The 25,159-nt window shown below is 61.2% G+C and carries 23 protein-coding genes; 7 read left to right on the top strand and 16 right to left on the bottom strand.

The window, feature by feature from the left end; genetic code table 11:
- Positions 1-298: 298 nt before the first annotated feature.
- Entirely contained in the window at positions 299-1,276 is a 978-nt protein-coding gene (locus QO002_RS23175; RefSeq protein ID WP_307234241.1) for a LysR family transcriptional regulator, read from the bottom strand.
- Positions 1,277-1,381: 105 nt separating this feature from the next.
- Here QO002_RS23175 and QO002_RS23170 point away from each other — a divergent pair, with 105 nt between their 5' ends.
- From QO002_RS23170 to QO002_RS23150, 5 genes are read left to right on the top strand one after another with little or no spacing between them, the layout of a single operon-like run.
- Positions 1,382-3,013 (top strand): N,N-dimethylformamidase beta subunit family domain-containing protein, encoded by a 1,632-nt coding sequence (locus QO002_RS23170; RefSeq protein ID WP_307234239.1) that lies wholly within the window; start codon positions 1,382-1,384, stop codon positions 3,011-3,013.
- A gap of 15 nt (positions 3,014-3,028) precedes the next feature.
- Positions 3,029-4,372 carry an aminotransferase family protein gene (locus QO002_RS23165; protein WP_307234237.1) on the top strand — a complete coding sequence of 448 codons (1,344 nt, stop codon included), beginning with the start codon at positions 3,029-3,031 and terminating at the stop codon, positions 4,370-4,372.
- A 10-nt stretch (positions 4,373-4,382) separates the two neighbouring features.
- Positions 4,383-5,315 carry a 3,5-dioxohexanoate:acetyl-CoA acetone transferase gene (kce, locus tag QO002_RS23160; protein WP_307234235.1) on the top strand — a complete coding sequence of 311 codons (933 nt, stop codon included), beginning with the start codon at positions 4,383-4,385 and terminating at the stop codon, positions 5,313-5,315.
- Positions 5,315-5,827: a GNAT family N-acetyltransferase gene (locus QO002_RS23155; RefSeq protein ID WP_307234233.1), complete on the top strand. Its 513-nt coding sequence runs from the start codon at positions 5,315-5,317 to the stop codon at positions 5,825-5,827. Before kce ends, QO002_RS23155 begins: the two co-directional genes overlap by 1 nt.
- A 9-nt stretch (positions 5,828-5,836) precedes the next feature.
- The gene (locus QO002_RS23150; protein WP_307234230.1) at positions 5,837-6,859 is read left to right on the top strand and encodes a histone deacetylase family protein; all 1,023 of its coding nucleotides are present in this window, start codon (positions 5,837-5,839) and stop codon (positions 6,857-6,859) included.
- A gap of 5 nt (positions 6,860-6,864) precedes the next feature.
- Here QO002_RS23150 and QO002_RS23145 read toward each other — a convergent pair whose 3' ends face one another.
- The 11 genes from QO002_RS23145 to QO002_RS23095 form a co-directional block, all read right to left on the bottom strand.
- Positions 6,865-7,239, bottom strand: coding sequence for a YbaN family protein (locus tag QO002_RS23145; RefSeq protein ID WP_307234227.1), 375 nt, complete (start codon positions 7,237-7,239; stop codon positions 6,865-6,867).
- A gap of 33 nt (positions 7,240-7,272) precedes the next feature.
- Positions 7,273-8,334: an adenylate/guanylate cyclase domain-containing protein gene (locus QO002_RS23140; protein ID WP_307234225.1), complete on the bottom strand. Its 1,062-nt coding sequence runs from the start codon at positions 8,332-8,334 to the stop codon at positions 7,273-7,275.
- Between the two features lie 183 nt (positions 8,335-8,517).
- The gene (locus QO002_RS23135) at positions 8,518-9,288 is read right to left on the bottom strand and encodes an enoyl-CoA hydratase (protein ID WP_307234223.1); all 771 of its coding nucleotides are present in this window, start codon (positions 9,286-9,288) and stop codon (positions 8,518-8,520) included.
- Positions 9,289-9,299: 11 nt separating this feature from the next.
- Entirely contained in the window at positions 9,300-10,373 is a 1,074-nt protein-coding gene (locus QO002_RS23130; RefSeq protein ID WP_307234221.1) for an enoyl-CoA hydratase/isomerase family protein, read from the bottom strand.
- Positions 10,357-11,754, bottom strand: a complete 1,398-nt coding sequence (lpdA, locus tag QO002_RS23125; RefSeq protein WP_307234219.1) for a dihydrolipoyl dehydrogenase — start codon at positions 11,752-11,754, stop codon at positions 10,357-10,359. The genes QO002_RS23130 and lpdA overlap by 17 nt, the downstream gene beginning before the upstream one ends.
- Before the next feature lie 4 nt (positions 11,755-11,758).
- The gene (locus QO002_RS23120; protein WP_307234216.1) at positions 11,759-13,057 is read right to left on the bottom strand and encodes a dihydrolipoamide acetyltransferase family protein; all 1,299 of its coding nucleotides are present in this window, start codon (positions 13,055-13,057) and stop codon (positions 11,759-11,761) included.
- 4 nt (positions 13,058-13,061) lie between these two features.
- Entirely contained in the window at positions 13,062-14,075 is a 1,014-nt protein-coding gene (locus tag QO002_RS23115; protein ID WP_307234214.1) for an alpha-ketoacid dehydrogenase subunit beta, read from the bottom strand.
- Position 14,076: 1 nt separating this feature from the next.
- Complete coding sequence (locus tag QO002_RS23110) at positions 14,077-15,309, bottom strand: 3-methyl-2-oxobutanoate dehydrogenase (2-methylpropanoyl-transferring) subunit alpha (protein ID WP_307234212.1); 1,233 nt, start codon at positions 15,307-15,309, stop codon at positions 14,077-14,079.
- A 72-nt stretch (positions 15,310-15,381) separates the two neighbouring features.
- On the bottom strand, positions 15,382-16,509 hold the full coding sequence (locus tag QO002_RS23105; protein WP_307234210.1) for an acyl-CoA dehydrogenase family protein: 1,128 nt from the start codon (positions 16,507-16,509) through the stop codon (positions 15,382-15,384).
- Positions 16,510-16,516: 7 nt separating this feature from the next.
- On the bottom strand, positions 16,517-17,704 hold the full coding sequence (locus tag QO002_RS23100; RefSeq protein ID WP_307234208.1) for an acetyl-CoA C-acyltransferase: 1,188 nt from the start codon (positions 17,702-17,704) through the stop codon (positions 16,517-16,519).
- A 28-nt stretch (positions 17,705-17,732) separates the two neighbouring features.
- A complete protein-coding gene (locus QO002_RS23095; protein ID WP_307234206.1) occupies positions 17,733-18,500 on the bottom strand; it encodes an SDR family NAD(P)-dependent oxidoreductase in 768 nt (255 codons plus the stop codon).
- A 213-nt stretch (positions 18,501-18,713) separates the two neighbouring features.
- On the opposite strand from QO002_RS23095, the gene QO002_RS23090 reads away from it, so the two are divergent.
- The gene (locus tag QO002_RS23090; RefSeq protein WP_307234204.1) at positions 18,714-19,685 is read left to right on the top strand and encodes an AraC family transcriptional regulator; all 972 of its coding nucleotides are present in this window, start codon (positions 18,714-18,716) and stop codon (positions 19,683-19,685) included.
- A gap of 10 nt (positions 19,686-19,695) precedes the next feature.
- On the opposite strand, the gene QO002_RS23085 is transcribed toward QO002_RS23090, so the two are convergent.
- The gene (locus tag QO002_RS23085) at positions 19,696-19,995 is read right to left on the bottom strand and encodes a helix-turn-helix domain-containing protein (RefSeq protein ID WP_307234201.1); all 300 of its coding nucleotides are present in this window, start codon (positions 19,993-19,995) and stop codon (positions 19,696-19,698) included.
- 207 nt (positions 19,996-20,202) lie between these two features.
- On the opposite strand from QO002_RS23085, the gene mmsB reads away from it, so the two are divergent.
- Positions 20,203-21,081, top strand: a complete 879-nt coding sequence (gene mmsB / locus QO002_RS23080) for a 3-hydroxyisobutyrate dehydrogenase (RefSeq protein ID WP_307234199.1) — start codon at positions 20,203-20,205, stop codon at positions 21,079-21,081.
- 37 nt (positions 21,082-21,118) lie between these two features.
- On the opposite strand, the gene QO002_RS23075 is transcribed toward mmsB, so the two are convergent.
- The 3 genes from QO002_RS23075 to QO002_RS23065 all read right to left on the bottom strand — a co-directional run bounded on the left by QO002_RS23075 (position 21,119) and on the right by QO002_RS23065 (position 25,156).
- Positions 21,119-21,757 carry an alpha/beta hydrolase family protein gene (locus QO002_RS23075; RefSeq protein ID WP_307234197.1) on the bottom strand — a complete coding sequence of 213 codons (639 nt, stop codon included), beginning with the start codon at positions 21,755-21,757 and terminating at the stop codon, positions 21,119-21,121.
- A gap of 89 nt (positions 21,758-21,846) precedes the next feature.
- Positions 21,847-24,168, bottom strand: a complete 2,322-nt coding sequence (locus QO002_RS23070) for a polysaccharide biosynthesis tyrosine autokinase (protein ID WP_307234195.1) — start codon at positions 24,166-24,168, stop codon at positions 21,847-21,849.
- An 82-nt stretch (positions 24,169-24,250) separates the two neighbouring features.
- Positions 24,251-25,156, bottom strand: a complete 906-nt coding sequence (locus QO002_RS23065; protein ID WP_307234193.1) for a UTP--glucose-1-phosphate uridylyltransferase — start codon at positions 25,154-25,156, stop codon at positions 24,251-24,253.
- Positions 25,157-25,159: the final 3 nt, after the last annotated feature.

Below are 25,159 nucleotides of genomic sequence, written 5' to 3'. Positions count from 1 at the left end.
AATGCAAATGATTTGCGTCGCGTCAAGCGGGATAAGAGTGGCGGCGATGGGGTGACCGGGCGATAGCTGTGTAGGTCGCGGCTTTCGCATGGAGCCGTGGCATCGATGTCGATTGCGGCGATTTTCCTCTTGTCCCCAGCGGGGAGAAGCGCCGAGCTTGCGAGGCGATTAGGGGTAGCACGGCAAACTCGGAGTATCCGGAAAGTCCCCTCATCCGGCCCTGAAGACCATCTTCTCCCCGCTGGGGAAAAGCGGGAGACTGGCGCATCTCATTCACAGGAGGAATGAGATGCAGCATTTATTTCGCAGGCTCGACCAAACTTTGCGGATAGGTCCGCTCCGCCAACGGCACCATGTCGATTGCGGCGATCAGCTTTTCCAGAAGCAGGGTTTCCGCCTTGCTGCGATGGGCTCTTGGGCTGTTGACCACATAGACATCGACCGCCGGCGGGTTGTCATAGGGCGGCAACTGCCAGAGCTCTCCTGCCGCAACCTCTGCGGAAACCACATGGATCGGCAGCGGCCCGAAGCCGAAACCGATCTTGATCAGGCGCTTGACCTCTTCCAGATTGGTGAAGAGCCCGGCAACATGACCGTTGAAATTCTCCCGTCGCCTGAGCCGGGCGATCGGTGCCAGTGCCCCTTGCGGGTGATCCGTTCGGAACGAAACGTAATCGAGCGTGGCGAGATCGGAGACGGCCACATCCTGCCTGCCGAAAAGCGGATGACCGGGGCCACAGAAGAAGCCGAAATGCTCGCGATAAAGCGGACGATAGTCGAGTTCCGGCTGTTTTTCCTGTGAAAGGCAGATGCCGAGACAAGCATCGTTTGCCAGCACCGCCTCTGTCACATCCTGACTGGAAAGCACCGTCGTCGAAAAGCTGACACGTGGGAAAGTTTGGTGAAATTCGGCGAGGAAGCGATCGAGGAATGGGCATTCGATATGGCTGGCAAACGCCATGTCGACATGGCCGGTGACCTGATCCGGATCGTCGCTGACGAGATCGGGAAGTCCGGAGGCGAGGTCGAACATCGTGAGGCAGGCGCCCTGCAGGCGTTCACCCGCCGGGGTCAGGCGAAAATGGTTGGCCGAACGCTCGATCAGCCGGCAGGCCATGTGCTCTTCCAGCCGGCGCAACGCGTTGCTGATCGTCGGTTGCTTCAGCGACAGGCGATCTCCGGCCGCCGTCAAGCTTTTCTCCTCCGCGATCACCATAAAGGTGCGAAGCAGGTTCCAATCGAGTTCCCAGACAAAGCGACGGCGCGGGGCGATCATGCGTTCTCATAGATTTCATGAATGCTTATGCTTCAGCTAATGTATTTGTGCTGCGCCGTCCATGATGATCTTATCGGCCCGGTATTCTTGCTGCGGAGGCAGGCTTTGACAGATCGCATTTTTCCGGATTTCGGGCTGAGCGCCGAAGAGCGGCGCTTTGCCGTGCGTGGTCACTATTACGAATATCCCGGCATGGATGGCATGCGTGGCGAGATCTGGTGCTACGTCAGCGCCTATACCTATCGTCCCGGTGCGACTGTGGAACTTCATATCAGTTCGACGGCAGCCAGCTGCCGGCTCGAAGTCGTTCGCGACGGTGCGACGGAGACCGTCGTTCTCGTGAGAGGCGATATCGCCACTCGCTGGCAGGAGACACCGGATCAATGTTCGGTCACCGGCTGCGAATGGGAGGTGACGACAGCTTTCGAGATCGACCCGAGCTGGCCCTCCGGCGCTTATCGTATCACGCTGACGGCGGAAGGTCGGGACGGCGCACCGATCCAGTATGACCACCTGATCATCGTGCTGCCCGGTGCAGGCTCGAAGAAAGGCCGCATCCTGCAGGTCGCCGCAACCGGTACGTGGAGCGCGTACAATACCTGGGGCGGTTCCAACCACTATCAGGGTATCACCGGCCCGAATCGTGACCAGTTCGCGACCACCGTCAGCCTCGAACGGCCCTTCTGCCGTGGCTTCGTCCGACTGCCGACCGATGCGCCGCGTGTGCCGCTGGAGGTCAGCCTGCCGCCGGGCACGATCCCGCGCTATCCGCACATGGAATGGGCCTATGCCAACGGCTATTCCAAGAAATACGCCTCCTCCGGTTGGGCAAGCTATGACAGCTTGTTCTTCCGCTGGGCGGAAGCGCAAGGTTATCAGGTCGATCTCGCAAGCCAACACGAGTTGCATTTCGACCCGGCCATACTCGATGGCTATGACTGCGCCGTCTTCGTCGGCCATGACGAATACTGGACCTGGGAAATGCGCGACGCTGTCGATGCCTTCGTCGAGCGCGGCGGAAAAGCAGCGCGTTTCGCCGGCAATTTCATGTGGCAGACGCGGCTGGAGGACGAGGGTTGCCGACAGGTCTGCTACAAATATGTCGCCCGGGCTGAAGATCCTGCCTATCGCGGCGGTGATGTCACGCGTGCCACGAACTCATGGGAAGCACCGGAGATCGGCCGCCCCGGCGCACTGACCTTCGGCCTCAACGCCACCAATGGCGTCTATGCCGGCTGGGGCGGTTGCGCGCCACGCGGCGTGCGCGGCTTTCCAGTCTATCGTCCCGGCCATTGGGCCTTTGCCGGAACCGGCCTGTTCTATGGCGACCTGATCGGCGCCGACAGCCATATCTACGGCTACGAGGTCGATGGCCTTTCCTACGAAGTCCGCCACGGGCTTCCCTATCCAGCCGCCGACAGCGGCGCGCCGGACGGCCTCGAAATCCTTGCGCTCGGCATGGCGAGCCAGGTCGAGGAAAGTGACATCCTAGCCCCGGAAGACCAGTTCTTCGGCGACGAGGATGGCCGCTTCATCGCCGAAACCCTCTATGGCGATGCCAGCGACGAGAACATGGAAAAGGTGCGCTACAGCAACGGGATGATCGTCAATTTCAAGCGGGGCAAGGGCGAGGTCTTTCACGCCGGCACCTGCGAATGGGTGGCAGGCCTTCTGCGCCGCGACCCCATGGTCGAGCGCGTCACCGCCAATGTCCTCAATCGTTATCTCAACTCATAAGATCAGGCAGACCCAATGACCTCCGCATCCCATCTCTTCTACCAGACGCGCCTGCGCCGTCCCCTCGTCGATCGAGCCGAGGGCATCTATCTCTATGACCGGAACGGAAAGAAGGTGATCGATGGCTCCAGCGGCGCCATGGTCGCCAATATCGGCCATGGCAATCGTCATGTGATCGAGGCGATGAAGGCGCAGCTGGAGCGCGTTTCCTTCGCCTATCGCCTGCATTTCGAAAACGAGCCGGCCGAGGAACTGGCCCGCCGCGCCGCAGGCTATATGCCTGACGGTATGGACAAGGTGTTCTTCGTCTCCGGCGGCTCGGAGGCGGTGGAATCCTGCCTGAAGCTCGCCCGGCAATATGCTGTTGCCGTCGGGCAGGGGAGCCGCTGGAAGGTCATTTCCCGTTTTCCCTCCTATCACGGCAGCACGCTCGGTGCGCTCGCCGTCACCGGCTATGCAGCGCTCACCGATCCGTTCACACCGATGATGCAGGAGATGCCGAAGATTGTGGCGCCGACGGCCTATCTCGATCGGGACAATTTTTCGATGGAGGAACGCGGCATCCGCTATGCCGACAAACTCGAGGAGAAGATCATCGAGGAAGGACCCGAAAGTGTTCTCGCCTTCATCATGGAGCCGATTGGCGGTGCCTCGACCGGTGCGCTGGTCGCCCCCGACAGTTACTATCCGCGCATCCGCGACATCTGCGACCGGCACAGTATCCTGCTGATCCATGACGAGGTGATGAGCGGTGCCGGCCGCACCGGCAAATTCCTCGGGGGCGATCACTGGAACTGCCAGCCGGATCTGATCGCTCTCTCCAAGGGTTTTGGCGCCGGCTACAGCCCGCTCGGCGCCATGATCGCACCGTCGCGGCTCGTGCAGCCGGTGCTCGACGCCGGCGGCTTCATGCACGGCTATACCTATGCCGGCAATCCGCTCGCCTGCGCTGCCGGGCTTGCCGTTCTGGATGAGATCGAACGGCTGGGACTCGTCGAAAACGCCGCCGTCATGGGCGAGCTTCTGAAGGCCGAACTGGTGAAGCTCTCGGAACGCTTTCCCTTCATCGGCGATGTCAGGGGCAAGGGGCTGCTGCTCGCCGCTGAATTCGTCGTTGATCGCCAGACGATGAAGCCGCTGCCCAAGGAGTTGAACGCCTTCCAGCGCGTCGTCGATATCGCCTATGACAAGGGCCTGATCATCTATTCCCGCCGCACCCGTGGCGGGATCGAGGGCGATCATTTCCTCGTCTGCCCGCCGATGATCATTACTCCCGAAGAAATCGGAGAGGTCGTCTCGATCCTCGATGACACCTTGCTGCAGCTTGCCGGTGAACTCGGCCTGCCGGTCAACACTTGAGGAGATCGTCATGGCAGCCCGCAAAGTCATCATCACCTGCGCCATCACCGGCTCGGTCCACACGCCGTCGATGAGCCCTTATCTGCCGGTGACGCCGGATGAAATCGCGCAACAGGCTATCGAGGCTGCCGAAGCGGGTGCCGCGATCCTGCATCTCCATGCCCGCAATCCGGAAAATGGTCGTCCCAGCGCCGATCCCGCCGTCTTCCTGCAGTTCCTGCCCCGCATACGGCAGGCAACCGATGCGGTCATCAACATTTCCACCGGCGGCAGTTCGCTGATGTCGCTCGACGACAGGCTGGCGGCGGCGCTCACCGCCCGGCCGGAAATGTGCTCGCTCAACATGGGCTCGATGAATTTTGGCATCTATCCGCTCGCCAAGCCCGGCATGGAGTGGCAGCACGAGTGGGAGCCACAGCTGCTGGAAGCCACTCGTGGTGCGATCTTCAAGAACACCTTTGCCGATATCGAGGATATCCTGAAGCGGCTCGGCGAAGGCTGCGGCACGCGCTTCGAATTCGAATGCTACGATGTCGGCCATCTCTATACGCTGAAACATTTTTACGATCGCGGGCTGGTCAAGGGGCCGCTGTTCATTCAATTCGTGATGGGCATCCTCGGCGGCATCGGCGCCGACCCGGACAACCTCATCCACATGAAACATATTGCCGACAAGCTGTTTGGCGGCGACTATCGCTTCTCGGTCCTGGCGGCCGGTCGCCAGCAGATGCCGCTGGCGACGATGGCAGCAACGATGGGAGGTCATGTGCGCGTTGGTCTGGAAGACAATCTCTATCTCGGTCGCGGCGAGCTCGCGACCTCGAATGCCGAACAGGTGCGCCGCATCCGCAACATCCTTGAAGCCCTGTCGCTGGAGATCGCGACACCGGACGAGGCGCGGGTGATGCTGGAGCTGAAGGGTGCCGGCGAGGTGGCGTTCTGATGACCAATGATGAAGAAGCATCCGTCGTCATCCGTCTCGCGGAAGAGAAGGATGCGGAAGCGATCCATAAGGGTTTACTGATGATCGCACGCCACATGAATGCGGACGGCAAGGTGACCTCGACGGTCGAGGACATCCGCCTCCATGCGTTTGGGCCGCGGTCAGCTTTTGAGGTTTTGATCGCGGAGACCGAACAAGCCTTCGTCGGTATGTCGCTCTTCTTTCCCAGCTTCTCGACATGGCGGGGGCGGAGGGGGGCCTATATCCAGGATATCGTTGTCGACGAACGCTTCCGCGGCCGTGGCACGGGGGTGGCGCTTTTGCGGCATACGGCCGCCCACGTTCGCGCACAAGGTGGCACCTATTTGCGCCTGTCCGTTGATGTGAATAATGTTTCGGCACAACGCTTCTATGAGCGCCTTGGGCTTTCCTGGTCGCAGGAGGAACGCATCCACGCCGCCTATGGCGATGCCTTCCAGCTGCTGGCTGGCCTGCATGAAAACGGTGTCTGAGGAGAGACGATGAAGACCTTCCATGCCGAAGAGCAGAAGCGCCACGATCCGAAGATGTTTCTGTCGAGCGGCGCGCCGCAACCCAACCCGGAAAAGCCGGAGCGTATCGAACGTCTGCTGTCCGGTGCGCGTGCGGCAGGATCGGAAATAATCCGCCCACGCGATCATGGCCTGAAGCCGATCTCCGCCATTCATACCCCTGAGTACCTCGACTTCCTTCAGAACATTTTTCTGCGCTGGCAGCGCATCGAGGGCGCTTCGGAAGAGGTGATCCCAAACATCCATCCGCTTGTCCGCTCAGGCCGATATCCGGCCTCCGCTGTCGGCCAGGCCGGCTATCATATGGCCGATACGGCCTGCCCGATTTCCGCCGATACGTGGGGCAGCGCCTGCTGGAGCGCCTGGAGCGCGGTCGAGGCGACGGAGGCTGTGCTTGCCGGCGAACGCTCGGCTTACGCACTCTGCCGACCGCCCGGCCACCATGCCTTTGCCGATGTCGCCGGCGGCTTCTGCTTCTTCAACAACTCGGCAATTGCCGCGCAGCATCTGCTCGGCTCCTCCAAAAGGGTCGCCATCCTCGACGTCGACCTGCATCACGGCAATGGCACCCAGGGCATCTTCTATCGCCGCAACGATGTGCTGACCGTGTCGATCCATGCCGATCCGGTGCGCTTCTATCCGTTCTTCTGGGGCCACGCGGACGAGCGGGGGGACGGCGAGGGGCTGGGCTATAACCTCAATCTACCCCTGCCGCGCCAGACGGCGGATGCCGGATTTCTCGAGGCGCTCTCCGCAGCTTTGCGCCGCATTCAATCTTTTGCACCGGATGCGCTGGTCGTGGCGCTCGGACTCGATGCCTATGAGGGAGATCCCTTCGGGGGCCTTTCGGTATCGACGCAGGGCTTTTCGCGGATTGCGGAGGAAATTGCAGCCCTTGGCCTGCCGACAGTTATCGTGCAGGAAGGCGGCTATCTCTGCGACGCGCTCGGCGATAATCTCACCGCGTTTCTGACAGGATATGCCAGCACTTGAAGTGCTTATTTCTGCGTCGGACTGTTGCGGGTAAGGATGAACAGCGCGCTGCAGCAGAGGATCGCCGCCGTGACAATCGCGACCATGGGTGACGGGTGCGAGGTAAACCACATCAGCGCATAGCTCCCCGCGATCATGATAACCGCAAGAGCCTTTGCCCTGGTTGGGATCGCCCGTTCATCCCGCCAGGTCCGGAGCCCCGGACCGAAGCGCGGATGGTTGAACAGCCAGCTTTCCATCTTCGGTGACGAACGGGCAAACAACCAGATGGCCAGCAGCAGGAAAGGCGTCGTGGGCAACAGCGGCAGGAAAGCCCCAACGACACCGATGGCGACAAGCACCCATCCAAGAACGAGATAAACCCTACGCCTGATCGTCATGTCCCCTTGCTTGGAAGCTACCAGCGGGCGTGGTTACCCGGCAAGCTGCTTGCGCTGGCCGATATTGGACGCTTTCGGCGGACGGCTCAATGCCATGACGCCGATCGTCTGTCCCCGACCACGCAAAGCATGCGAGCCAAGGTCCTCGATGGCGATGGTTTCGGGCATGTCGATGCGTTCGGCAAGCTCGGTCGAAATCAGCAAAGACCGGTTGAGCGTCCGGCACATGGCTTCCAGCCGGGCTGTGGCGTTCACGGTGTCGCCGAAATAGGCGATCTTATGGTGGTCCACGCCGATTTCGGCCGTGATGATCGTGCCGCCGTGCAAGGCGGCCCTAAGTCGCGGAACCTGGCCGAAACGCTTCAACCAGCGCTCTGAGTTGGCCTCGATCACATCCAGAATATCGAAGATACAACGCACGCAGCGCGCCTTGTGAACGCCCCTCGCAAGGGGCCAGGTGATGATCGCGGCATCACCGACATAATCATCAATCGTCCCCTTGTGCCGGCGAACGGGTTCCGCAAAGGCCGCGAACAGTTCTCCGAGAAACTGCTGCGCTCGCAAATCCCCGTTCCTCTCGGCAAAGGCCGTCGAATCCACGAGATCGACGAATAGAAAAACCCGCTCTTCCGTAACAGGGTGCCGGTATTTGCTGATCAGCATGTTTGCGAAAATCTCGCGGCCCAGGAGCTCGCGAACCCGCAACACGAAAATGATCAGGGAGCAGACGCCGAGTGCGTAGAGAAACACCGAGAGCGGCATAACGACGATGTCTTGGATGGAACGAGGCTCCAGCACACCCGTCAAGGAGTAACCAAGTGCGGCCACCGCATAGCCGGCGCTCATCAGAATTTCGTAGATGAAGATGGAAGCAAGGAACAGGGCAACCGTCGGGAACCTCTGGATCTGTCGATGCAGCCGACGAAAGATCAAACCGCGCTCAAAGGCGATGAGCGGCAAGCCCATGCAAATGGCAAAGCCGGCGCCGATCAACGGTGGTTCGCTCGGAAAAGCAATCAAGCCGTAGATGATGCCGCTTGCCGCCATCGCGAGGCAAATCAGCAGCCAGGTCTGCCTGGACGATATGTGTCTCATGCTGCGCGGCCCACCATTACAGCGCCGTGCGTCATATGTGACGCACTCTGTTTCGCCGTAACCTTATACCTGCTGCATAATTTTATTCCTAAACCGATTCCGGTTTGCGGAATTATGCAGTAAAATCCGGATATGGCCTCGGCTTGACGTGTCGTCAAGCGGTTTGCATGAGCGATCGCGACCTCAGGCTCCCTTGAAAGCCGGCGGCCGCTTTTCTATGAAGGCCGCCATGCCCTCCTTTTGGTCCGCGGTCGCAAAGAGTGCATGGAAGGCACGGCGCTCATAGAGCAGACCCTCGCGCAGGCCGACCTCCATTGCCCGCTCTACGGCCTCACGTGCCGTCATCGTTGCCATCTTGCCGTAGCCGGCAATCGTTCTTGCCGCATCCAGCGTTTCCTCCATCAGCCGATCGGCCGGGATCACCCGGGCGGCAAGTCCACAGCGCTCGGCTTCCGTCGCGTCCATCATGCGGCCGGTGAGGATCATATCCATGGCCTTTGCCTTGCCGATCAGCCGCGTCAGCCGCTGCGAGCCGCCCATGCCGGGGATAACGCCGAGCTTGATTTCCGGTTGGCCGAACATGGCTGTATCCGCCGCAAAGATTATATCGCACATCATCGCCAGTTCGCAGCCGCCGCCCAGTGCATAGCCGGAAACCGCCGCGATTTTTGGGGTGCGCAGAGCCGTGAAGCGATCCCACGCGGCGAAATAGTCCTCCAGATACATTTCGGTATAGGATCGTTCGGCCATCTCCTTGATGTCGGCACCGGCAGCAAAGGCTTTGTCGGAACCCTTGATCACAAAGCAGCCGACATCCGGATCGCGGTCCAGCGGCGCAAGTTGTTCGCCAAGCGCCTGCATGATCTGTGCATTCAAGGCATTGCGCGCCGCCGGGCGATTGAGGGTGACGACGACGACGCGATCAAGGCGCTCGATAATGATCGGTTGTTCCATGGCGTTTCCTCTCAGCTTTCGGAAAATAGGGGCTGCGGCGACGGCGTGAAATAAGGTTCCATATCCGCTTCGGTTACCACGTCGAGACTTGCTGGCTGCCATTTCGGATTGCGATCCTTGTCGATCACTGCCGCGCGCACGCCCTCGTAGAAATCATGGCTCTTCATTACGCCGGTCAAGGCGGAAAATTCGCGTTCAAGGCATTCTTCCAGCGAAGCGGAGGATGTGCCGAACCGAAGCAGCCGCAGGGTGACCTTCAGGCTAAGGGGCGATTTGCGGTGAAGCGTCTCCAGCGTTTTCAGGGCAAAATCACTGCTTTCCTCTTCAAGCGCAGCGATGATCTCTTCGATCGTATCGAAACGAAAAAGCCGGTCGATCTCGTCGCGCACCAGCGCGAGCGTACAGGGGACCGGCTCGGTTACAAAGGTGGCGATGGCAGCCCCGACTTCGGCCGCGCCGCATTGCGAGAGGCCAGCCAGTTCGTCCGTCAGGTCTGCAAAACACTCCGAAGGCACATGATGATCGGCGAGCCCGGCAAGGATCACATCTCCTGCACCAAGGATTTCGCCGGTCAGGGCGATATAGGTGCCGAGCTCCCCCGGTCCCCGCGTGAGGAACCATGAACCACCGACGTCGGGATAAAAACCGATGCCTGTTTCCGGCATGGCAAAGCGCGTGCGTTCCGTGACGATGCGGTGGCTGCCATGGACGGTAAGCCCGGCGCCCCCGCCCATGACGATGCCATCCATGAATGCGACGTAGGCCTTGGGATAGCGGGCAATGCGGGCATTGAGCCGATATTCCTCCGCCCAGAAATCGATCGGGGCGGCCGATCCCGCCCGGCCAGCATCATAGACGGCGCGAATATCGCCGCCGGCGCAAAAGCCGCGTTCGCCTTCGCCGCTGATCAGAACCACGGCGATATCATGGTCGCTTTCGAATCGATCCATCGCTTCGTCGATGTCCCTCACCATATCGAGCGTCAGGCTGTTCAGGGCCTTCGGCCGGTTCAGCCGGATATGGCCCAGCGCGCCGTTGCGTTCGACGATTGTCCGCTTTTCGGAGGCTTCAGGCGTGGAGTGCATGACCGAGTGCTTTCATAGCGGCTTCCTGGAAGGCTTCGCTGCGCGTTGGATGGCTGTGCACTGTCGCGGCGATTTCCTCAAGACGCGCACCCATCTCGATAGCAAGCGCGAAACTGCTCGACAATTCCGAAATGCCAGAGCCGACGGCCTGAACGCCCAGCACGAGATTGTTGTCGGCACGGGCGACGATCCGAACGAAGCCATCGTCCGCCTGCATGGTCATAGCCCGTCCGTTTGCCGTGAACGGAAACTGGCCGATGCGGATCTCATGGCCTTGTGCACGGGCTTCATCCGGCGACAGACCGGCGGAGACGATTTCCGGGTCGGTGAAACAGACGGCGGGAATGCAGGCCTTGTCCCAGGCACGCTTGCGGCCGGCGGCGATTTCCGCAACCATTTCGCCCTGCGCGATGGCCCGGTGGGCCAGCATTGGTTCGCCGGTGACATCGCCAACGGCATAGACACCGCGCATGGAGGTGCGGCAGTGATCGTCGATACGCAGGAAACGGCCAGCACGGTCGAGATCGAGTTCCTCCAGCCCCCAATCCTCCAGGCGTGCCTTCCGGCCAACGGTCACGAGAATCCTGTCTGCAGGAAGCGATTTCTCTCCCCCTTCGCGGGACTCGACGACAAGCGCATCGTCCGCCTGTGATAGTCCGAGCGCCTTTGCTCCTGTTTGAACCTCGACGCCGAGTTCGCCGAGCCTGCGTGCGACCGGCTTCGTCAACTCGGCATCATAGAGCGGCAGGATCCGGTCCATCGCCTCGACAATTTTGACCGACGATCCGAGCTTGGCAAAAGCCATGCCCAATTCAAGCCCGATATAACCACCGCCGACGACGACCAGCCGGTCCGGCCGGTTGGTCAGAGACAGAGCCTCAGTGGAAGAAATCACTGGCCCGCCGAAGGGGAGTGCAGGCAGTTCGATAGGCTGAGACCCCGTGGCGATCACGACGGTCTCAGCACGGACGAGTTGCGTGCCGGTCTCTGTTTGCACCTCGACGCTCTTGCCGTCGCGAAACCGGCCGTGACCGTGCAGAATCTTGACGCCCGCCTTTCGCAGCAGGCCGGTAACGCCGCCGTTCAACCGCCCGACGATGCCGTCTTTCCAGGCGATGGTACGGGCGAGATCGATCGTGGGCGATGTGAGGCTGATGCCAAGAGGGCTTTTTCCAGCCGCCACCCTGGTTGCATGTTCGAATTCGTCGGCCGCGTGGATCAGCGCCTTGGAAGGGATACAGCCGACATTGAGGCATGTACCGCCGGCTTTCACGGCTTCGACGATCACGGTGTCCACCCCGAGCTGTCCCGCGCGGATCGCGCAGGCATAGCCTCCTGGTCCGGCGCCGATCACAAGCAGCTTGCAGAGAATTTCCTTCATGGGCTCAGCTTTCGATGAAGATCAGTGCGGGTGTTTCGAGAAACGCCTTGATCCGCTGGATGAAATTGGCCGCATCCCACCCGTCCACCACCCGGTGATCGAAGCTCGATGAGAGGTTCATCATTTTGCGTGGAACAAATTGGCTGCCATCCCAGACAGGTCGGATCATGATCTTGTTGACCCCGACGATTGCGACTTCCGGGTGGTTGATGACGGGGGTCGTGACGATGCCGCCCAGCGCACCAAGGGACGTGACGGTGATCGTCGATCCACTCAGTTCCTCGCGCAGTGCCGATCCGGTGCGCGCAGCCTCCGCAAGGCGGATCATTTCGGCCGCGCAGTCCCATATGCCGCGCGCTTCGGCATGGCGAACCACCGGCACCATCAAGCCCGCGGGCGTCTGGGCGGCGATGCCGATATGAACTGCAGTATAGCGTGTGATGATGCCCGCATTGTCATCGAAGGTGGCGTTGATCGTCGGTTGTTCGGCGATAGTGCGCACCATTGCCCGCATCAGGAAAGGCAGGAGCGTCAACTTCGGCTGCTCGCCCTTGCGATCACGGTTCATTGCGGCGCGAAGGTCTTCCAGGTCCGTGACATCGATTTCCTCGACATAGGTGATGTGGGGAATGCGCGACGCTGCGAGCGTCATCTTCTCGGCAATGCGACGGCGCAAGCCGGTGATCTTGATCTCCTCGAAGTGCGTGTTGCGTGCGAGGCCGGTCGGAGCTGCCGGCTGCGCGCCCCTCGCAAGAAATGCGTTGAGATCGTCATGGGTGATGCGACCGGCCGGGCCTGTGCCCTGAACCTGACGGAGATCGACGCCGCTGTCGCGGGCGCGCAGTCGGACTGCCGGCGAGGCGAGAGGCTTGGTTTGTGTTTCTACGCGAAGGTTTGCCGCGGGCTCCCTCTTCTCCCCAGTGGGGACAAGGTGGCCCGCAGGGCCGGATGAGGGGGACGGCTTGCCCTGGGTTTGCGGAAGTACCCCCTCGTCTGCCCTTCGGGCTTCTTCTCCCTGTGGGGGAGATGAGGGAGTTTGCCGCACCTCCTCGGTCGCCACAGCATCTGTTTCGATGCGGATCAACGGCGCCTTCACCGCGATCCGATCGCCGATTTCAGCGCCGATCCAGGTGACCGTGCCGGTTACCGGGGAGGGGATTTCCACGGTTGCCTTGTCGGTCATGACAGCGGCGACCACCATATCCTCGCGCACGGGATCGCCCGGCTTCACATGCCATTCGACAAGCTCGGCTTCCGCCACGCCCTCGCCCACATCCGGCATCTTGATGGTGAATTCGCCCATGGCTTCAACCCTCCATCACTTCGGCAAGCGCGCGTCCGACGCGCGCGGGACCTGGGAAATAGTCCCACTCCTGCGCATGCGGATAGGGCGTATCCCACCCGGCAACCCGGACCACCGGTGCTTCGAGGTGGTAAAAACAATGTTCCTGCACGAGGGCTGCGACTTCGCCGCCGAAACCGGATGTCAGGGTTGCCTCGTGCACGACGACACAACGGCCGGTTTTCTGAACCGACTGCACGATCGTAGCGAGATCGATTGGCGCCAGGCTGCGAAGGTCGATCACCTCGGCATCGATACCAGTCTCTTCAGTGGCCGCCAGCGCGACATGAACCATGGTTCCATAGGCAACGACGGTCACCGCCGAACCCTGCCGACGGATGTCCGCCTTGCCGATCGGGATGGTGTAATAGCCTTCCGGCACCTCTCCCTGCTCATGTTTCGACCATGGCGTCACCGGCTTTTCATGATGCCCATCGAAGGGGCCGTTGTAGAGCCGCTTCGGCTCCAGAAAAATCACCGGGTCCGGGTCCTCGATCGCCGAAATCAGCAGGCCTTTTGCGTCATAGGGATTGGATGGCACGATGACCTTCAGGCCGCAGACGTGGGTAAACAGCGCCTCCGGGCTCTGGCTGTGGGTCTGGCCGCCGAAGATGCCGCCACCGGTCGGCATGCGAACCACGATCGGGCAGGTGAAGTCGCCATTGGAACGATAGCGGATGCGGGCGGCTTCCTGGGTGATCTGGTCGTAGGCCGGATACATGTAGTCGGCGAATTGGATCTCCACGCAGGGCTTCAAACCATAGGCCGCCATGCCGATCGCAGCGCCGAGGATGCCGGATTCGTTGATCGGCGTGTCGAAACAGCGCGTCTTGCCATACTTCGCCTGCAGGCCCTGCGTGCAGCGGAAGACCCCGCCGAAATAGCCGACATCCTCGCCAAACACGACGACGTCGTCATTGCGCGCCATGGAAACATCCATGGCACTGCGCACGGCCTCGATCATTGTCATTCTTGCCATGTCAGTATCCTGCCTTCTGCCGCTGGCGGCGGATATGGGCCGGCATCTCGGCATAGACGCCTTCGAAGATATCGCGCACCGAGGGCCTGCCGCCGGCATGGAGGGTGCCGTGCCCTTCTGCCTCTTTCTGCGCCTGGATCACCTCGTCGAGAATTTCTGCTTCCGCCTGGGCATGGCGCTCTTCGGACCAGACACCCCTGATAATCAGATGCTTCTTCAGACGCAGGACGGGGTCGCCCAATGGCCAGGATTCGGATTCGGTTTTCGGACGGTAGGCACTTGGATCATCGGATGTCGAATGGGCGCCGACGCGGTAGGTGACGTACTCGATCACCGTCGGACCGAGATTGCGCCGTGCGCGCTCCGCAGCCCACTTCGCCACTGCATAGACGGCAAGATAGTCGTTGCCATCCACTCTAAGGGCCGGAATGCCGAAGCCGAGACCGCGGGCGGCAAATGTGCCCGAGCCGCCGCGGGCAATGCCCTGGAAGGTGGAAATGGCCCACTGGTTGTTGACGATGTTGAGGATCACCGGCGCCTTGTAGGTGGAGGCGAAGACGAGCGCCGAATGAAAATCGGATTCGGCCGTTGAACCGTCTCCGATCCACGCAGCCGCAATCTTGCCGTCACTCTTGATCGCAGACGCCATCGCCCAACCAACGGCCTGCACATATTGGGTCGCGAGATTGCCGGAGATCGTGAAGAAACCGTGCTCCTTCGATGAATACATGATCGGCAGCTGCCTGCCGCGCAGGGGATCGGCTTCGTTCGAGAAGATCTGGTTCATCATCTCGACCATGGGATAGCCATCGGCGATCAGAAGGCCGGCCTGCCGATAGGTCGGAAAGTTCATGTCGCCCTTGTCGAGCGCCTTGCGGAAGGCGCAGCTCACGGCCTCCTCGCCGAGGTGCTGCATGTAGAAGGAGGTCTTGCCCTGGCGCTGCGCCATCAGCATGCGCGCGTCGAACGCCCGAAGCCGCATCATGTCGCGCAGACCTGTCAGGATTTCCTCGTCGGTGAGGACCCCTGCCCAGGGGCCGACCGCCTCGCCATCGCGGTTCAGAACGCGGATAATCGAATAGGCGAGATCGCGGATTTCCTCCGGCGCAACATCCACGATCGGGCGCGGCACCGATCCGGCCTTCGGAATCTTGACGTTCGAAAAATCCGGCGCGCCGCCGGGGCGGACTGCGGGTTCTGGCACATGCAGGCTTAGCGGAGCGAAATCGCCCATTCTTCTCTTCCTCCCATTGCCATGTCCTTCCGCTCTCTCCCGGGAGGACATGGGTATAATTGCCGGAACGGCCTAGAGCCCGCGCGCGATCACCATGCGCTGCACGTCGCTCGTTCCTTCATAGATCTGGCAGATGCGGACATCGCGATAGATGCGCTCCACCGGGTAATCGCTCATGTAACCATAGCCGCCATGGATCTGGATCGCATCGGAGCACACCTTTTCCGCCATTTCCGAAGCGAAAAGCTTGGCCATCGACGCTTCCTGCAGGCAGGGCATGCCATTTTCCTTCAGCTCTGCCGCATGCAGCACCAGATGCCGTGCCGCCTCGATCTGTGTCGCCATATCGGCGAGACGGAAGGCCACGGCCTGATGCTCGATGATCGGCTTGCTGAAGGCGATGCGCTCGCGGGCATAATCCCGTGCCGCCTCGAAGGCGGCTTGCGCCATGCCGACCGACTGCGCGGCAATGCCGATGCGGCCGCCCTCGAGATTGGCAAGGGCTATGCGATAGCCTTCGCCTTCCCCGCCAAGCCTCAATTCTGCGGGAATGCGCATCTCCGTGAAGGCGATCTGGCAGGTGTCGGACGCGTGAAGCCCAAGCTTCTGCTCGACGCGCACGACCTCGTAACCCGGCGTATCCGTTGGCACGATAAAGGCGGTGATGCCTTTCTTGCCGGCATCAGGATCGGTCACGGCAAAGACGATGATCACCTGACCGTTTTTGCCCGAGGTGATAAACTGCTTTGCGCCATCAAGGAGATAATGATCGCCATTCCGGATTGCGCGTGTCTTCAGGTTGGAAGCATCCGAGCCTGCCTGTGGCTCAGTCAGGGCGAAGCCGCCGATCCACTCGCCGCTCGCAAGCTTCGGCAGGAACCTTTCCTTTTGCGCCTCGTTTCCGAATTTCAGGATCGGCACGCAGCCGACCGAACTGTGCACGCTCATGATCGTCGAGCAGGGGCCGTCACCGGCCGCTATCTCTTCCAATGCAGCCGCGTAGGCAATCGTACCCGCATCGGAACCACCGTATTCCTCTGGCACCAGCATGCCGAGAAAGCCGAGGTCGCCCATTTCCTTCAGCTCGGCACGGGGAAAGGCATGGTCGACATCGCGCTTTGCAGCGCCGGGCGCCAGCCGTTCACGGGCAAAATCGCGGGCGACGTCGCGGATCTGGAACTGGGAGTCGGACAGGATCATATCGCCCTCAATGCCGCTCGACGGCGACGGCCGTGGCTTCGCCACCGCCGATGCACAGCGCCGCCATGCCGCGTTTCATATCGTAGCGCTCCATCGCAGACAGCAGGGTGACGAGCACCCTCGCACCAGAGGCGCCAATGGGGTGGCCGAGCGCGCAGGCTCCGCCGTGCACATTGACCTTGTCATGCGGCAGGTCGAGATCACGCATCGCCGCCATGGTGACGACGGCAAAAGCCTCGTTGATTTCAAAAAGATCGACATCAGAAAGCGCCCAGCCGCTGCGCTCGGAAAGCGTCTGAAGCGCACCGATCGGGGCCGTCGCAAAGAGATTGGGCGCCTGGGCATGCGAGGCGTGGGCTACGATGGTCGCAAGCGGCGTCAATCCGCGCTTCTCCGCTTGCGAGCGGCGCATCATCACAAATGCGGCCGCGCCATCCGAGATCGAACTTGAGTTGGCAGCTGTAACGGTACCGTTCTCGCGGAAGGCCGGCTTCAAGGTCGGGATCTTTTCGAGCTTCGCCTTGCCCGGCTGCTCGTCAAAGGTCACTGTCTTTTCCGCCTTGCCGCTCTTCAGCGTGACCGGCGTGATCTCGGCGGTGAATAAGCCGTCCGCAATGGCTTTTTGCGCCCGCAGAAGCGAGGTCACGGCAAAATCGTCCTGCGCCGGCCGAGTGAACTGATAGGCCTCGGCGCAATCTTCCGCGAAGCTTCCCATCAGCCGGCCTTTGTCATAGGCATCCTCCAGCCCGTCCAGGAACATGTGGTCGATAACCTTCCCGTGCCCGAGCCGATAACCGGCGCGGGCACGATCCAGCAGATAGGGCGCATTGCTCATGCTTTCCATGCCGCCCGCTACGGCCACGGCGGCGCTGCCGGCGGCCAGAAGATCATGGGCCAGCATCACGGCTTTCATGCCGGAGCCGCACATCTTGTTGATGGTGCTGGCGCCGGCAGAGCGCGGCAGGCCGCCTCCCAGCGCCGCCTGACGTGCCGGGGCCTGCCCCTGGCCGGCGGGCAGTACGCAGCCGAAAACGACTTCCTCGATCTCGTCAGCCGAAACACCGCTGCGATCGACTGCCGCGCGGATCGCGGTTGCGCCAAGCTCGAATGCGGTCGCGCCTTGCAACTCGCCCTGGAAGCTACCCACCGGCGTGCGGGCCGATCCGACGATGACGATTGGGTCCTGCAGGCTCATGCCGTTTCTCCCGTTTAATTTCCACCTGTCAGCGGGCCCCCATCCGCAGAGCGCCGTCCAGACGGATGACTTCGCCGTTCAGCATGGTGTTCTCAAAGATATGGTGCACAAGCATCGCGAATTCATCGGGTCGGCCGAGGCGGGGCGGAAAGGGCACGCTCTTGCCGAGCGCTTCCTGCACCTCCGCGGGCATGCCAGCCATCATCGGCGTCTCGAAAATCCCCGGCGCGATGGCAACGACACGAATGCCGTGGCGGGCAAGCTCGCGCGCGACCGGCAGCGTCATGCCGGCAACGCCGGCCTTCGACGCCGCGTAGGCCGCCTGACCGACCTGACCGTCAAAGGCGGCGACCGAGGCGGTGTTGACGATGACGCCGCGCTCGCCCTCAGTATCCGGTGTCTCCCGGGCAATTGCCTCGGCGGCAAGCCGCATCATGTTGAAGGTGCCGATGAGATTGATATTGACCGCGCGACTGAAGCTTTCGAGGAGATGCGGTCCTTCGCGACCCAGGACTTTCTCGGCCGGCGCAATGCCAGCGCAGTTCACTAGCCCATGAAGATGCCCGAATCGTTCGAGGGCGGCGCTGACCGCAGCAGCGCCATCGGCCTCCTTCGTGACATCGGCGCGCACGAAGCACGCGGTAGCACCGAGGTCCGAAGCCATGGCTGCTCCGGTATCGGCGTTGAGATCGACAATCATGACGCGCGCGCCTTTACGAACGGCCATCCGCGCGACAGCCGCGCCGAGGCCTGAGCCGCCGCCGGTTACAAGTAGCACCTTGTCGCGCATTAGCATGGCGACGGTCCTGCGCGCTGTGATGTCTGTTGATCGGCCATGCAGTTCCTCCCTGCAACGAGGATCCCATTCGTCACCGAAAGCCTCCCCGCTCTCCATGACGTCAGAGACTCTAAGCCCGCATTTTGTTGCAAACGATGACCGAAGTGTCTCGATCTTTCGGCTGGTTTTGCCATATTGTCTTCCATGAACGCTCATGACACGGACCGCCGGATGATTTCACCCTCCTTCGTGGAGGAGGCGCTCGACAGCCTGCGTCGTGCCGGGAAACCCGTTGTGCCGCTTCTGGCGCGACTTGGACTGCCTGCGCACATCGATCGCTCAATCTCGGCGGAAACCTATGGGGCGCTTTGGCTTGCGGTCGCGGCGGAACTGGACGACGAATTTTTCGGCATGGGGGCGCGCCCGATGCGCAGCGGCAGTTTCACCCTGCTCTGCCATTGTATCCTGCATGCTCCGACGCTCGAACATGCGTTGCGGCGAGCGCTACGCTTTCTGGACGTGGTGCTGGACGACCCGCGCGGCGAACTCGTCATGCGCGAAGGCACGGCGGAAATTCTGCTCAGGGATGGTGGCGGTCCCCGTTCTGCCTTTGCCTATCGTACCTACTGGATCCTTCTGCACGGTATTGCCTGCTGGCTCGTCGGCCGTCGCATCCCCATCCGCCGTGTGGACTTCCGCTGTGCCGAGCCGAGCCAAGGTGCGGACTACCGTCTGTTTTTCGGTGCACCGGTGCAGTTCGGCGCGGACGTCAGCCGCTTGACCTTTGATCGCGCCGTCTTGAAACTGCCGGTCGCGCGTAGCGAACAGGCCTTGAAACAGTTCCTGCGCGGCGCCCCTGCCAACATCCTCGTCCGTTACCGCTATGATGCCGGTCTTGCCGCAGCCGTACGCCGTCGCCTCCGTCAAACTTCCCCGATATCATGGGCAAGCTTCGAGGCACTGGCCGCACAGATGCGCATGTCAACTTCGACCCTCCGGCACCGGCTGCAGGCGGAGAACCAGAACTATGCCGGCATCAAGGACGATATCCGCCGCGATCTTGCTATCGACCGACTGCTGAACGGTGGTGGCAGTATCAGCGAAATTGCCACCGATCTCGGCTTTTCCGAGCCGAGCGCTTTCTATCGCGCTTTTCGCAAATGGACCGGCAAGAGCCCGGCCCAGTTCCGCAAGGAGGGGTAGACTCCGGCGATTACGGCACGTCGTCATTGCCAACGATGCCACCTTCACTTTCGAGAATGGAGATCCGACGGGTCTCGGCGCGGTTGAACTTCAGGCGAACCCCAACGCCACCGCCGTTTTCGGGAATGAAGACCGCGCCTGCCGATTCAAGCGTATTTTCAAGAATGGAAATCGTATCGGCATCTGGCTCGGTAAGTTTGTTTTCAAAGGCGTCGATCACCTCGGCGTCCACCTTCGCAAGTCTGGCAAGGGTTTCCAGCGACAGTTCCGAAAGCGCCCGCGCGGCCCGGCATTGTGCACCCGTGATCATTGCCCACTCCCTTGATATCCATTGTGTTCGATAGAATGCTGCAACCATATCGCCGGTCGTATGGGAGTGCCAGTATCTGTGATGTGGTGCTTGCCGCTCCCGTGCCGGGGTCTGTCCTCTTTTCGCAGCACTGGCAGCCAAGCGTCGGAAGGCAGATATTCCTGTGAGCGAAAACGCCAGGAGCGATTCGGCAATAGGGAGGCCAGCATGACCAAGATCGCATTCGTAGGATTGGGCAATATGGGCGGGCCGATGGCCGCCAATCTCGTCAAGGCTGGACACGCGGTCACCGGCTTTGATCTTTCCCCGGTCTCTCTGGAAGCCGCATCCCGAAATGGCGTTGCGACAGCCGACAGCCTGCCGGAGGCCATCGCGGGCGCCGAATGCGTGATCACCATGCTGCCCAAGGGCGAGCATGTGGTTTCCGTCTGGAAGGATCTCTCGACTCTGGTCTCCGCCGGGACACTGCTGATCGACAGCTCGACGATCGATGTCGATAGCGCCCGAGCCGCCCACGAGATGGCAGCGATCAACACTTGTCCCTCGCTCGATGCGCCGGTCTCAGGTGGTACCGGCGGGGCAGCAGCCGGAACGCTGACCTTCATGGCGGGCGGTTCGCAGGAGGCCTTCGATCGCGCCAAGACCATTCTCGAGGCGATGGGTCGCAAGATCGTTCATTGTGGCGGCGACGGGGCAGGGCAGGCGGCCAAGATCTGCAATAACATGATCCTGGGCATCTCTATGATCGGCGTCTGCGAGGCTTTTGCGCTGGGCGAAAAGCTTGGCCTTTCACATCAGGCGCTGTTCGACGTCGCATCCACGTCTTCCGGTCAATGCTGGTCGCTGACCACCTATTGCCCGGTTCCCGGTCCGGTGCCGACGTCACCTGCCAACAATGACTACAAGCCCGGCTTTACTGCAGCGCTGATGCTGAAGGATCTGACGCTCGCCCAGCAGGCGGCCATCGCCACAGGAGCGTCCACGCCGCTCGGCGCAGAAGCGGCGCAGGTCTACGGTCTCTTCGAAAAGCGGGGCAATGGCGAAAGAGATTTCTCCGCTATTATCGAGATGCTACGGACGGATTGAAGTCTTCGATTTAGACCAGTGTTTCGGAGAGTTCGCTTTATCGGCTCAGTTTCTCCGCCCACGCTCTGGTTGCGGCCGCCATTGTCTTCATATGATCGGCGGCGGTAAAGCCGGATATGCTCTTGCGTGGCTTGAGATCATGGTCACCATCCTCCAGCCATAGAACGTCTATGCTGGCCGATAGGTGATAGGTCTCAACCTCGGGTCTCGTTCCGAATTCGTCGCGCGTACCCTGCACGATCAGGGCGGGTGTGCCCATACCTTCGAGATGGGCTGTGCGCAGGTTTTCCGGCTTTTCCGGCGGATGGAAGGGATAGCCGAGGCAAAGCAGGCCGGCGATCTTGCTAGCGGTGAAAAGATCATCGCCAACCATGCTCGCCACCCGTCCACCCATAGACTTGCCGCCGATGATCAGCCGCCCGGTGGCCGAAAGACGTTCAACCGCAGCAAGATACTCGGGAGTGAGCTTTTCTGCCTTCGGCGGCGGCTTCCGAGAACCACTCGACCGGCGCGAAGCCATGTAGTCAAACTCGAAACGGGCGACGCTAAAGCCAACCGAGGCCAGGGCTGCGGCAGCTAACGTCATCGAGGCTGAATCCATCGGCGCGCCTGCACCATGGGCGAGAAGGATCGTGACATCGGCATCAGGATTGCCGTCAAAGATGAACTGCTGCATCGCCAGCCTCCCGTTGCCGTTGCCTTTCACGGTTTAGCGTCGAGACATGAGGCCGGCAATGGTTTGTTCGCTGCAGAAGCAGCCTCGCCTCAATCGGCGTAGTACTTCGAGTAGTGCTTGCGGAATTTCTCCGGGCCGCCGTATTCGCTGTATTTCGGCAGCTCTGTCATGTCGGTTTTGTTGAGGATGACGCCGAGGATCTTGGTGTTGATCTCCGGCTCCGCATCGAGAAGTTCCTTGACGAGACGCGATGGCGTCTTTCCCCACTCCACCACGAAGATGAAGCCATCGGCCTGCGGCGCGAAAGTCTTGGCATCAACGACCGGACCAAGTGGGGCGAGATCGACCACCACATAGTCGAAGGTCTTGCGTGCATTCTCGATCAACTCGGCCATGGCCGGGGAAGACAGCGTCTCGTTGGTCAGCGGATCGCGGGCGGGGCCGATCTTCGGCGTGATCGGTAGCACGGCAAGCTTCGTCTTCTGATCCACCTTGACTGCCTGCATCCACGCGACTTCTCCAGACAATGCTTCCATCAGCCCCGTTTTCGGCGGCGGGTTGAGCATGCGGCTGAGGCCGGGATTGCGCAGGTCGGCGTCGATCAAAAGCGTGCGCTTGCCAGAGGCGGCAAGCAGGATGGCGAAGTTTGCAGCGACCGTTGTCTTGCCCTCGTTCGGGGCTGATGACACCACCCCGATGACCTTGTTGGGACGTGGCTGGAGCATGGCTTCGCAGGCGAGCTTCGCGTTGCGCAGGGTTTCTGCAAAGACGGAGCGCGGCGCGTCCCAAGCGATCCGGGTCATGCGTTCGAGCGGCAAAGCTTCCTCGGCCTCTGCGCGGTCTGGCTTGGTGAAAAGCGCTTCCTTCAGGTTTCGTTTCTGGCGTGGCTTCTTGCCAACTAGCGGCAGGTAGCCAAGCGACTTATGACCAAGAATGCTCCGTACATCGGTCGACAGACGGAAGCTACGTTCCTGCATTTCGCGGAAAAAGGCATAGGCCGCACCGAACATCAGGCCCAGAACGGCCGAAAGAGCCAGCGTCATCGTCTTCTTCGGTGCCGACGGAGACACGGGCACGCCGGCATCGGAGATAACACGCGCCTTGGCAATCGGAAAAGAGCGTTGCTGGGAGGCCTGTTCGTAGCGGGCGAGATAGGATTCGTAGACCGCCTTCAGCGCATCCGCCTTCTGCTCCAGTTCGCGCAGATGAACGATGGATTGGTTGGCATCGGAATTGGTGCCGGCCACGTTGGCGATGCTGTCACGCAGCGATTCTTCCCGCGAGCGGGCGACCTGGTATTCGTTGTTGTAGCTCGCCGTCAGCTGCTGAAGCTCGCGGAAGATCTGCCCGGACAGATCCGTTTTTTCCGCCCGGAGCGAAACCGCCTGGGCATGGTCTGGTCCAAAGGCGCTTGAGATATCGGCCTCGCGCTTGCTGACGGCAAGATAGCGCTCTTTAAGGCTCTGGATGACCGAGCCGTCCATTTCCTTGGCAGACAGCGTGGCATTTTCGACGGCGTTTTCCGGTCCCTTGTCGATGATAGACTTGAACTGGTTATAGCGCGCCGAGGCGCTGGCGGCATCGGCCTGGGCGATGATCAGCTGACTGTTGAGATCGGCAAGCTGCTGTTCCGACATCAGTTCACCGCGCGCGGACGTCAGATTGTTGGCGCGCTTGTAGTTCTCGACTTCCATGGACGCGGCCTGCGCCCGTTGGCCGAGATCGGAAAGGCGTTCCTGCAGCCAGACGGAGGCGCGCTCGGAAGCATCGAAATTGGCACCCAGCTGGTCGGAGAGATAGGCATCCGCATAGGTGCGGGCAACCTTGGCGGCCAGCAGCGGATCAGGCGAGGTGTAGGACACGGCCACCACGGCGCTGCGGGCGACGCGTTCGACCTTCACACCTTGCTGCAACATGGCCGCCGCTTTCGCCTCGCGGCCACTCCGCGCAGCGTCTTCGGAGACCGGGGATGCTACCGAGAAGGCTGATGTGACCGACTTGAGCCACGACTTGATAATCGAGGCTAGAGACTGCGGTGGGTCGAGCAGGGTTTCGTTATCCTGGAGGCTTGCTTCGGAAACGACGCGCTCGGCCAGTGTTCCCGATTTCAGGATTTCGACGGCACTGGCAATGCGCGTATCGAGCTGTTGGCTGTTCTGCGCGGACTTTTCCTCGTCCTCTGCAAAGCGCGACAGGGTGTCGTCAAGCAGGATCTGGGTCATCGACGTATAGACGGGTGTCGTAACGGCCAGGTAGGCCGCCCCAAGCGCCATGAACACCAGGGTGAAGATCGCAATCGCCTTCACGTGCCGCAGGACGGCTGCCAGCAGACGGTCGAGATCGATAAAGGAATCGGAATGTTCCATTTCCCGCGGCAACGGCCTGCTGAGTGGTAGGCTTCTTTGATTCATGGACGCCTCTTCTTATTGAGCCCTGTTGGTTTAGCGGGATGCCGGCCGGCTTGCCTGATCGGCGCCGGCCGGAATAGATTAATTATGCGACCTGCATGTGGCCCTGATGAGACGCAACCATGTCGCGGATCGACGACAGGAGGGGACCACCGATATCGGCCCGGTCCAGAGCGAATGCGACGTTGGCCTCGATGAACCCCTGCTTGGAGCCACAATCGAAAGTTCGGCCCCCATAGGGATGGGCGTGGAACGGCTGGCTTCCGGCGAGCTTCACCATGCTGTCAGTGAGCTGGATCTCGTTTCCGGCGCCCCGCTGCTGGTGGGCAAGCAGGTCGAAGATCTCCGGCTGAAGAATGTAGCGGCCGTTCAGGTAGAAATTCGACGGTGCTTCCTCGGCGCGCGGTTTCTCGACCATCTGCGTCACGGCAAAGCCGTGCGGCACAGCCCCACCTTTGCCGACGATGCCGTACATCGAGGTATCGGTCGGATCGCATTGCTCGACGCCGACGACATTTCCGCCGACCGTTCCGTAAAGATCGGCAAGTCCGGCCATGCAGCCGCGCGCACCGTGGCAGATCATGTCGGGCAGCAACAGCGCAAACGGCTCATCGCCGATCAGGTCGCGCGCGCACCAGACGGCGTGGCCAAGGCCAAGCGGTGCCTGCTGGCGGGTGAAGCTGACAGAGCCTGCGGCTGGCAGCATCGATTCCAGTTCGAGAATCTGGGCGCTCTTGCCTGAACGTGTCAGCGAAGAAATCAACTCTGGCACGTCATCGAAATGGTCTTCGATTGCCTGCTTGTTTCGGCCGGTCACGAAGACGATGTGCTCGATGCCGGCCTCGCGGGCCTCATCGACGGCATATTGCACCACGGGACGATCGACGATCGTCAGCATTTCCTTCGGCATCGCCTTCGTCGCCGGCAGAAAACGGGTTCCGTTTCCTGCAACCGGGATCACTGCTTTCCTGACGGTTTTCCTGAGGTCCATGGT

The sequence above is a fragment of the Pararhizobium capsulatum DSM 1112 genome, from assembly GCF_030814475.1.
In the GTDB taxonomy this organism is placed as follows: domain Bacteria; phylum Pseudomonadota; class Alphaproteobacteria; order Rhizobiales; family Rhizobiaceae; genus Pararhizobium; species Pararhizobium capsulatum.
The sequence above is the reverse complement of the archived record's forward strand: the minus strand, read 5'-3'. Positions and strand labels throughout refer to the sequence as shown.

Excerpts from the sequence above, each read along its gene's own strand:
- QO002_RS23140 (WP_307234225.1), bottom strand. The coding sequence starts at position 8,334 with ATGAGACACATATCGTCCAGGCAGACCTGGCTGCTGATTTGCCTCGCG.
- QO002_RS23130 (WP_307234221.1), bottom strand. The coding sequence starts at position 10,373 with ATGCACTCCACGCCTGAAGCCTCCGAAAAGCGGACAATCGTCGAACGC.
- QO002_RS23085 (WP_307234201.1), bottom strand. The coding sequence starts at position 19,995 with ATGATCACGGGTGCACAATGCCGGGCCGCGCGGGCGCTTTCGGAACTG.
- QO002_RS23095 (WP_307234206.1), bottom strand. The coding sequence starts at position 18,500 with ATGCTAATGCGCGACAAGGTGCTACTTGTAACCGGCGGCGGCTCAGGC.
- QO002_RS23145 (WP_307234227.1), bottom strand. The coding sequence starts at position 7,239 with ATGACGATCAGGCGTAGGGTTTATCTCGTTCTTGGATGGGTGCTTGTC.
- QO002_RS23065 (WP_307234193.1), bottom strand. The coding sequence starts at position 25,156 with ATGGACCTCAGGAAAACCGTCAGGAAAGCAGTGATCCCGGTTGCAGGA.
- QO002_RS23070 (WP_307234195.1), bottom strand. The coding sequence starts at position 24,168 with ATGAATCAAAGAAGCCTACCACTCAGCAGGCCGTTGCCGCGGGAAATG.
- QO002_RS23155 (WP_307234233.1), top strand. The coding sequence starts at position 5,315 with ATGACCAATGATGAAGAAGCATCCGTCGTCATCCGTCTCGCGGAAGAG.
- QO002_RS23115 (WP_307234214.1), bottom strand. The coding sequence starts at position 14,075 with ATGGCAAGAATGACAATGATCGAGGCCGTGCGCAGTGCCATGGATGTT.
- mmsB (WP_307234199.1), top strand. The coding sequence starts at position 20,203 with ATGACCAAGATCGCATTCGTAGGATTGGGCAATATGGGCGGGCCGATG.
- kce (WP_307234235.1), top strand. The coding sequence starts at position 4,383 with ATGGCAGCCCGCAAAGTCATCATCACCTGCGCCATCACCGGCTCGGTC.
- QO002_RS23120 (WP_307234216.1), bottom strand. The coding sequence starts at position 13,057 with ATGGGCGAATTCACCATCAAGATGCCGGATGTGGGCGAGGGCGTGGCG.
- QO002_RS23110 (WP_307234212.1), bottom strand. The coding sequence starts at position 15,309 with ATGGGCGATTTCGCTCCGCTAAGCCTGCATGTGCCAGAACCCGCAGTC.
- QO002_RS23090 (WP_307234204.1), top strand. The coding sequence starts at position 18,714 with ATGATTTCACCCTCCTTCGTGGAGGAGGCGCTCGACAGCCTGCGTCGT.
- QO002_RS23075 (WP_307234197.1), bottom strand. The coding sequence starts at position 21,757 with ATGCAGCAGTTCATCTTTGACGGCAATCCTGATGCCGATGTCACGATC.
- QO002_RS23150 (WP_307234230.1), top strand. The coding sequence starts at position 5,837 with ATGAAGACCTTCCATGCCGAAGAGCAGAAGCGCCACGATCCGAAGATG.
- QO002_RS23165 (WP_307234237.1), top strand. The coding sequence starts at position 3,029 with ATGACCTCCGCATCCCATCTCTTCTACCAGACGCGCCTGCGCCGTCCC.
- QO002_RS23175 (WP_307234241.1), bottom strand. The coding sequence starts at position 1,276 with ATGATCGCCCCGCGCCGTCGCTTTGTCTGGGAACTCGATTGGAACCTG.
- QO002_RS23105 (WP_307234210.1), bottom strand. The coding sequence starts at position 16,509 with ATGATCCTGTCCGACTCCCAGTTCCAGATCCGCGACGTCGCCCGCGAT.
- QO002_RS23100 (WP_307234208.1), bottom strand. The coding sequence starts at position 17,704 with ATGAGCCTGCAGGACCCAATCGTCATCGTCGGATCGGCCCGCACGCCG.
- QO002_RS23135 (WP_307234223.1), bottom strand. The coding sequence starts at position 9,288 with ATGGAACAACCGATCATTATCGAGCGCCTTGATCGCGTCGTCGTCGTC.
- lpdA (WP_307234219.1), bottom strand. The coding sequence starts at position 11,754 with ATGAAGGAAATTCTCTGCAAGCTGCTTGTGATCGGCGCCGGACCAGGA.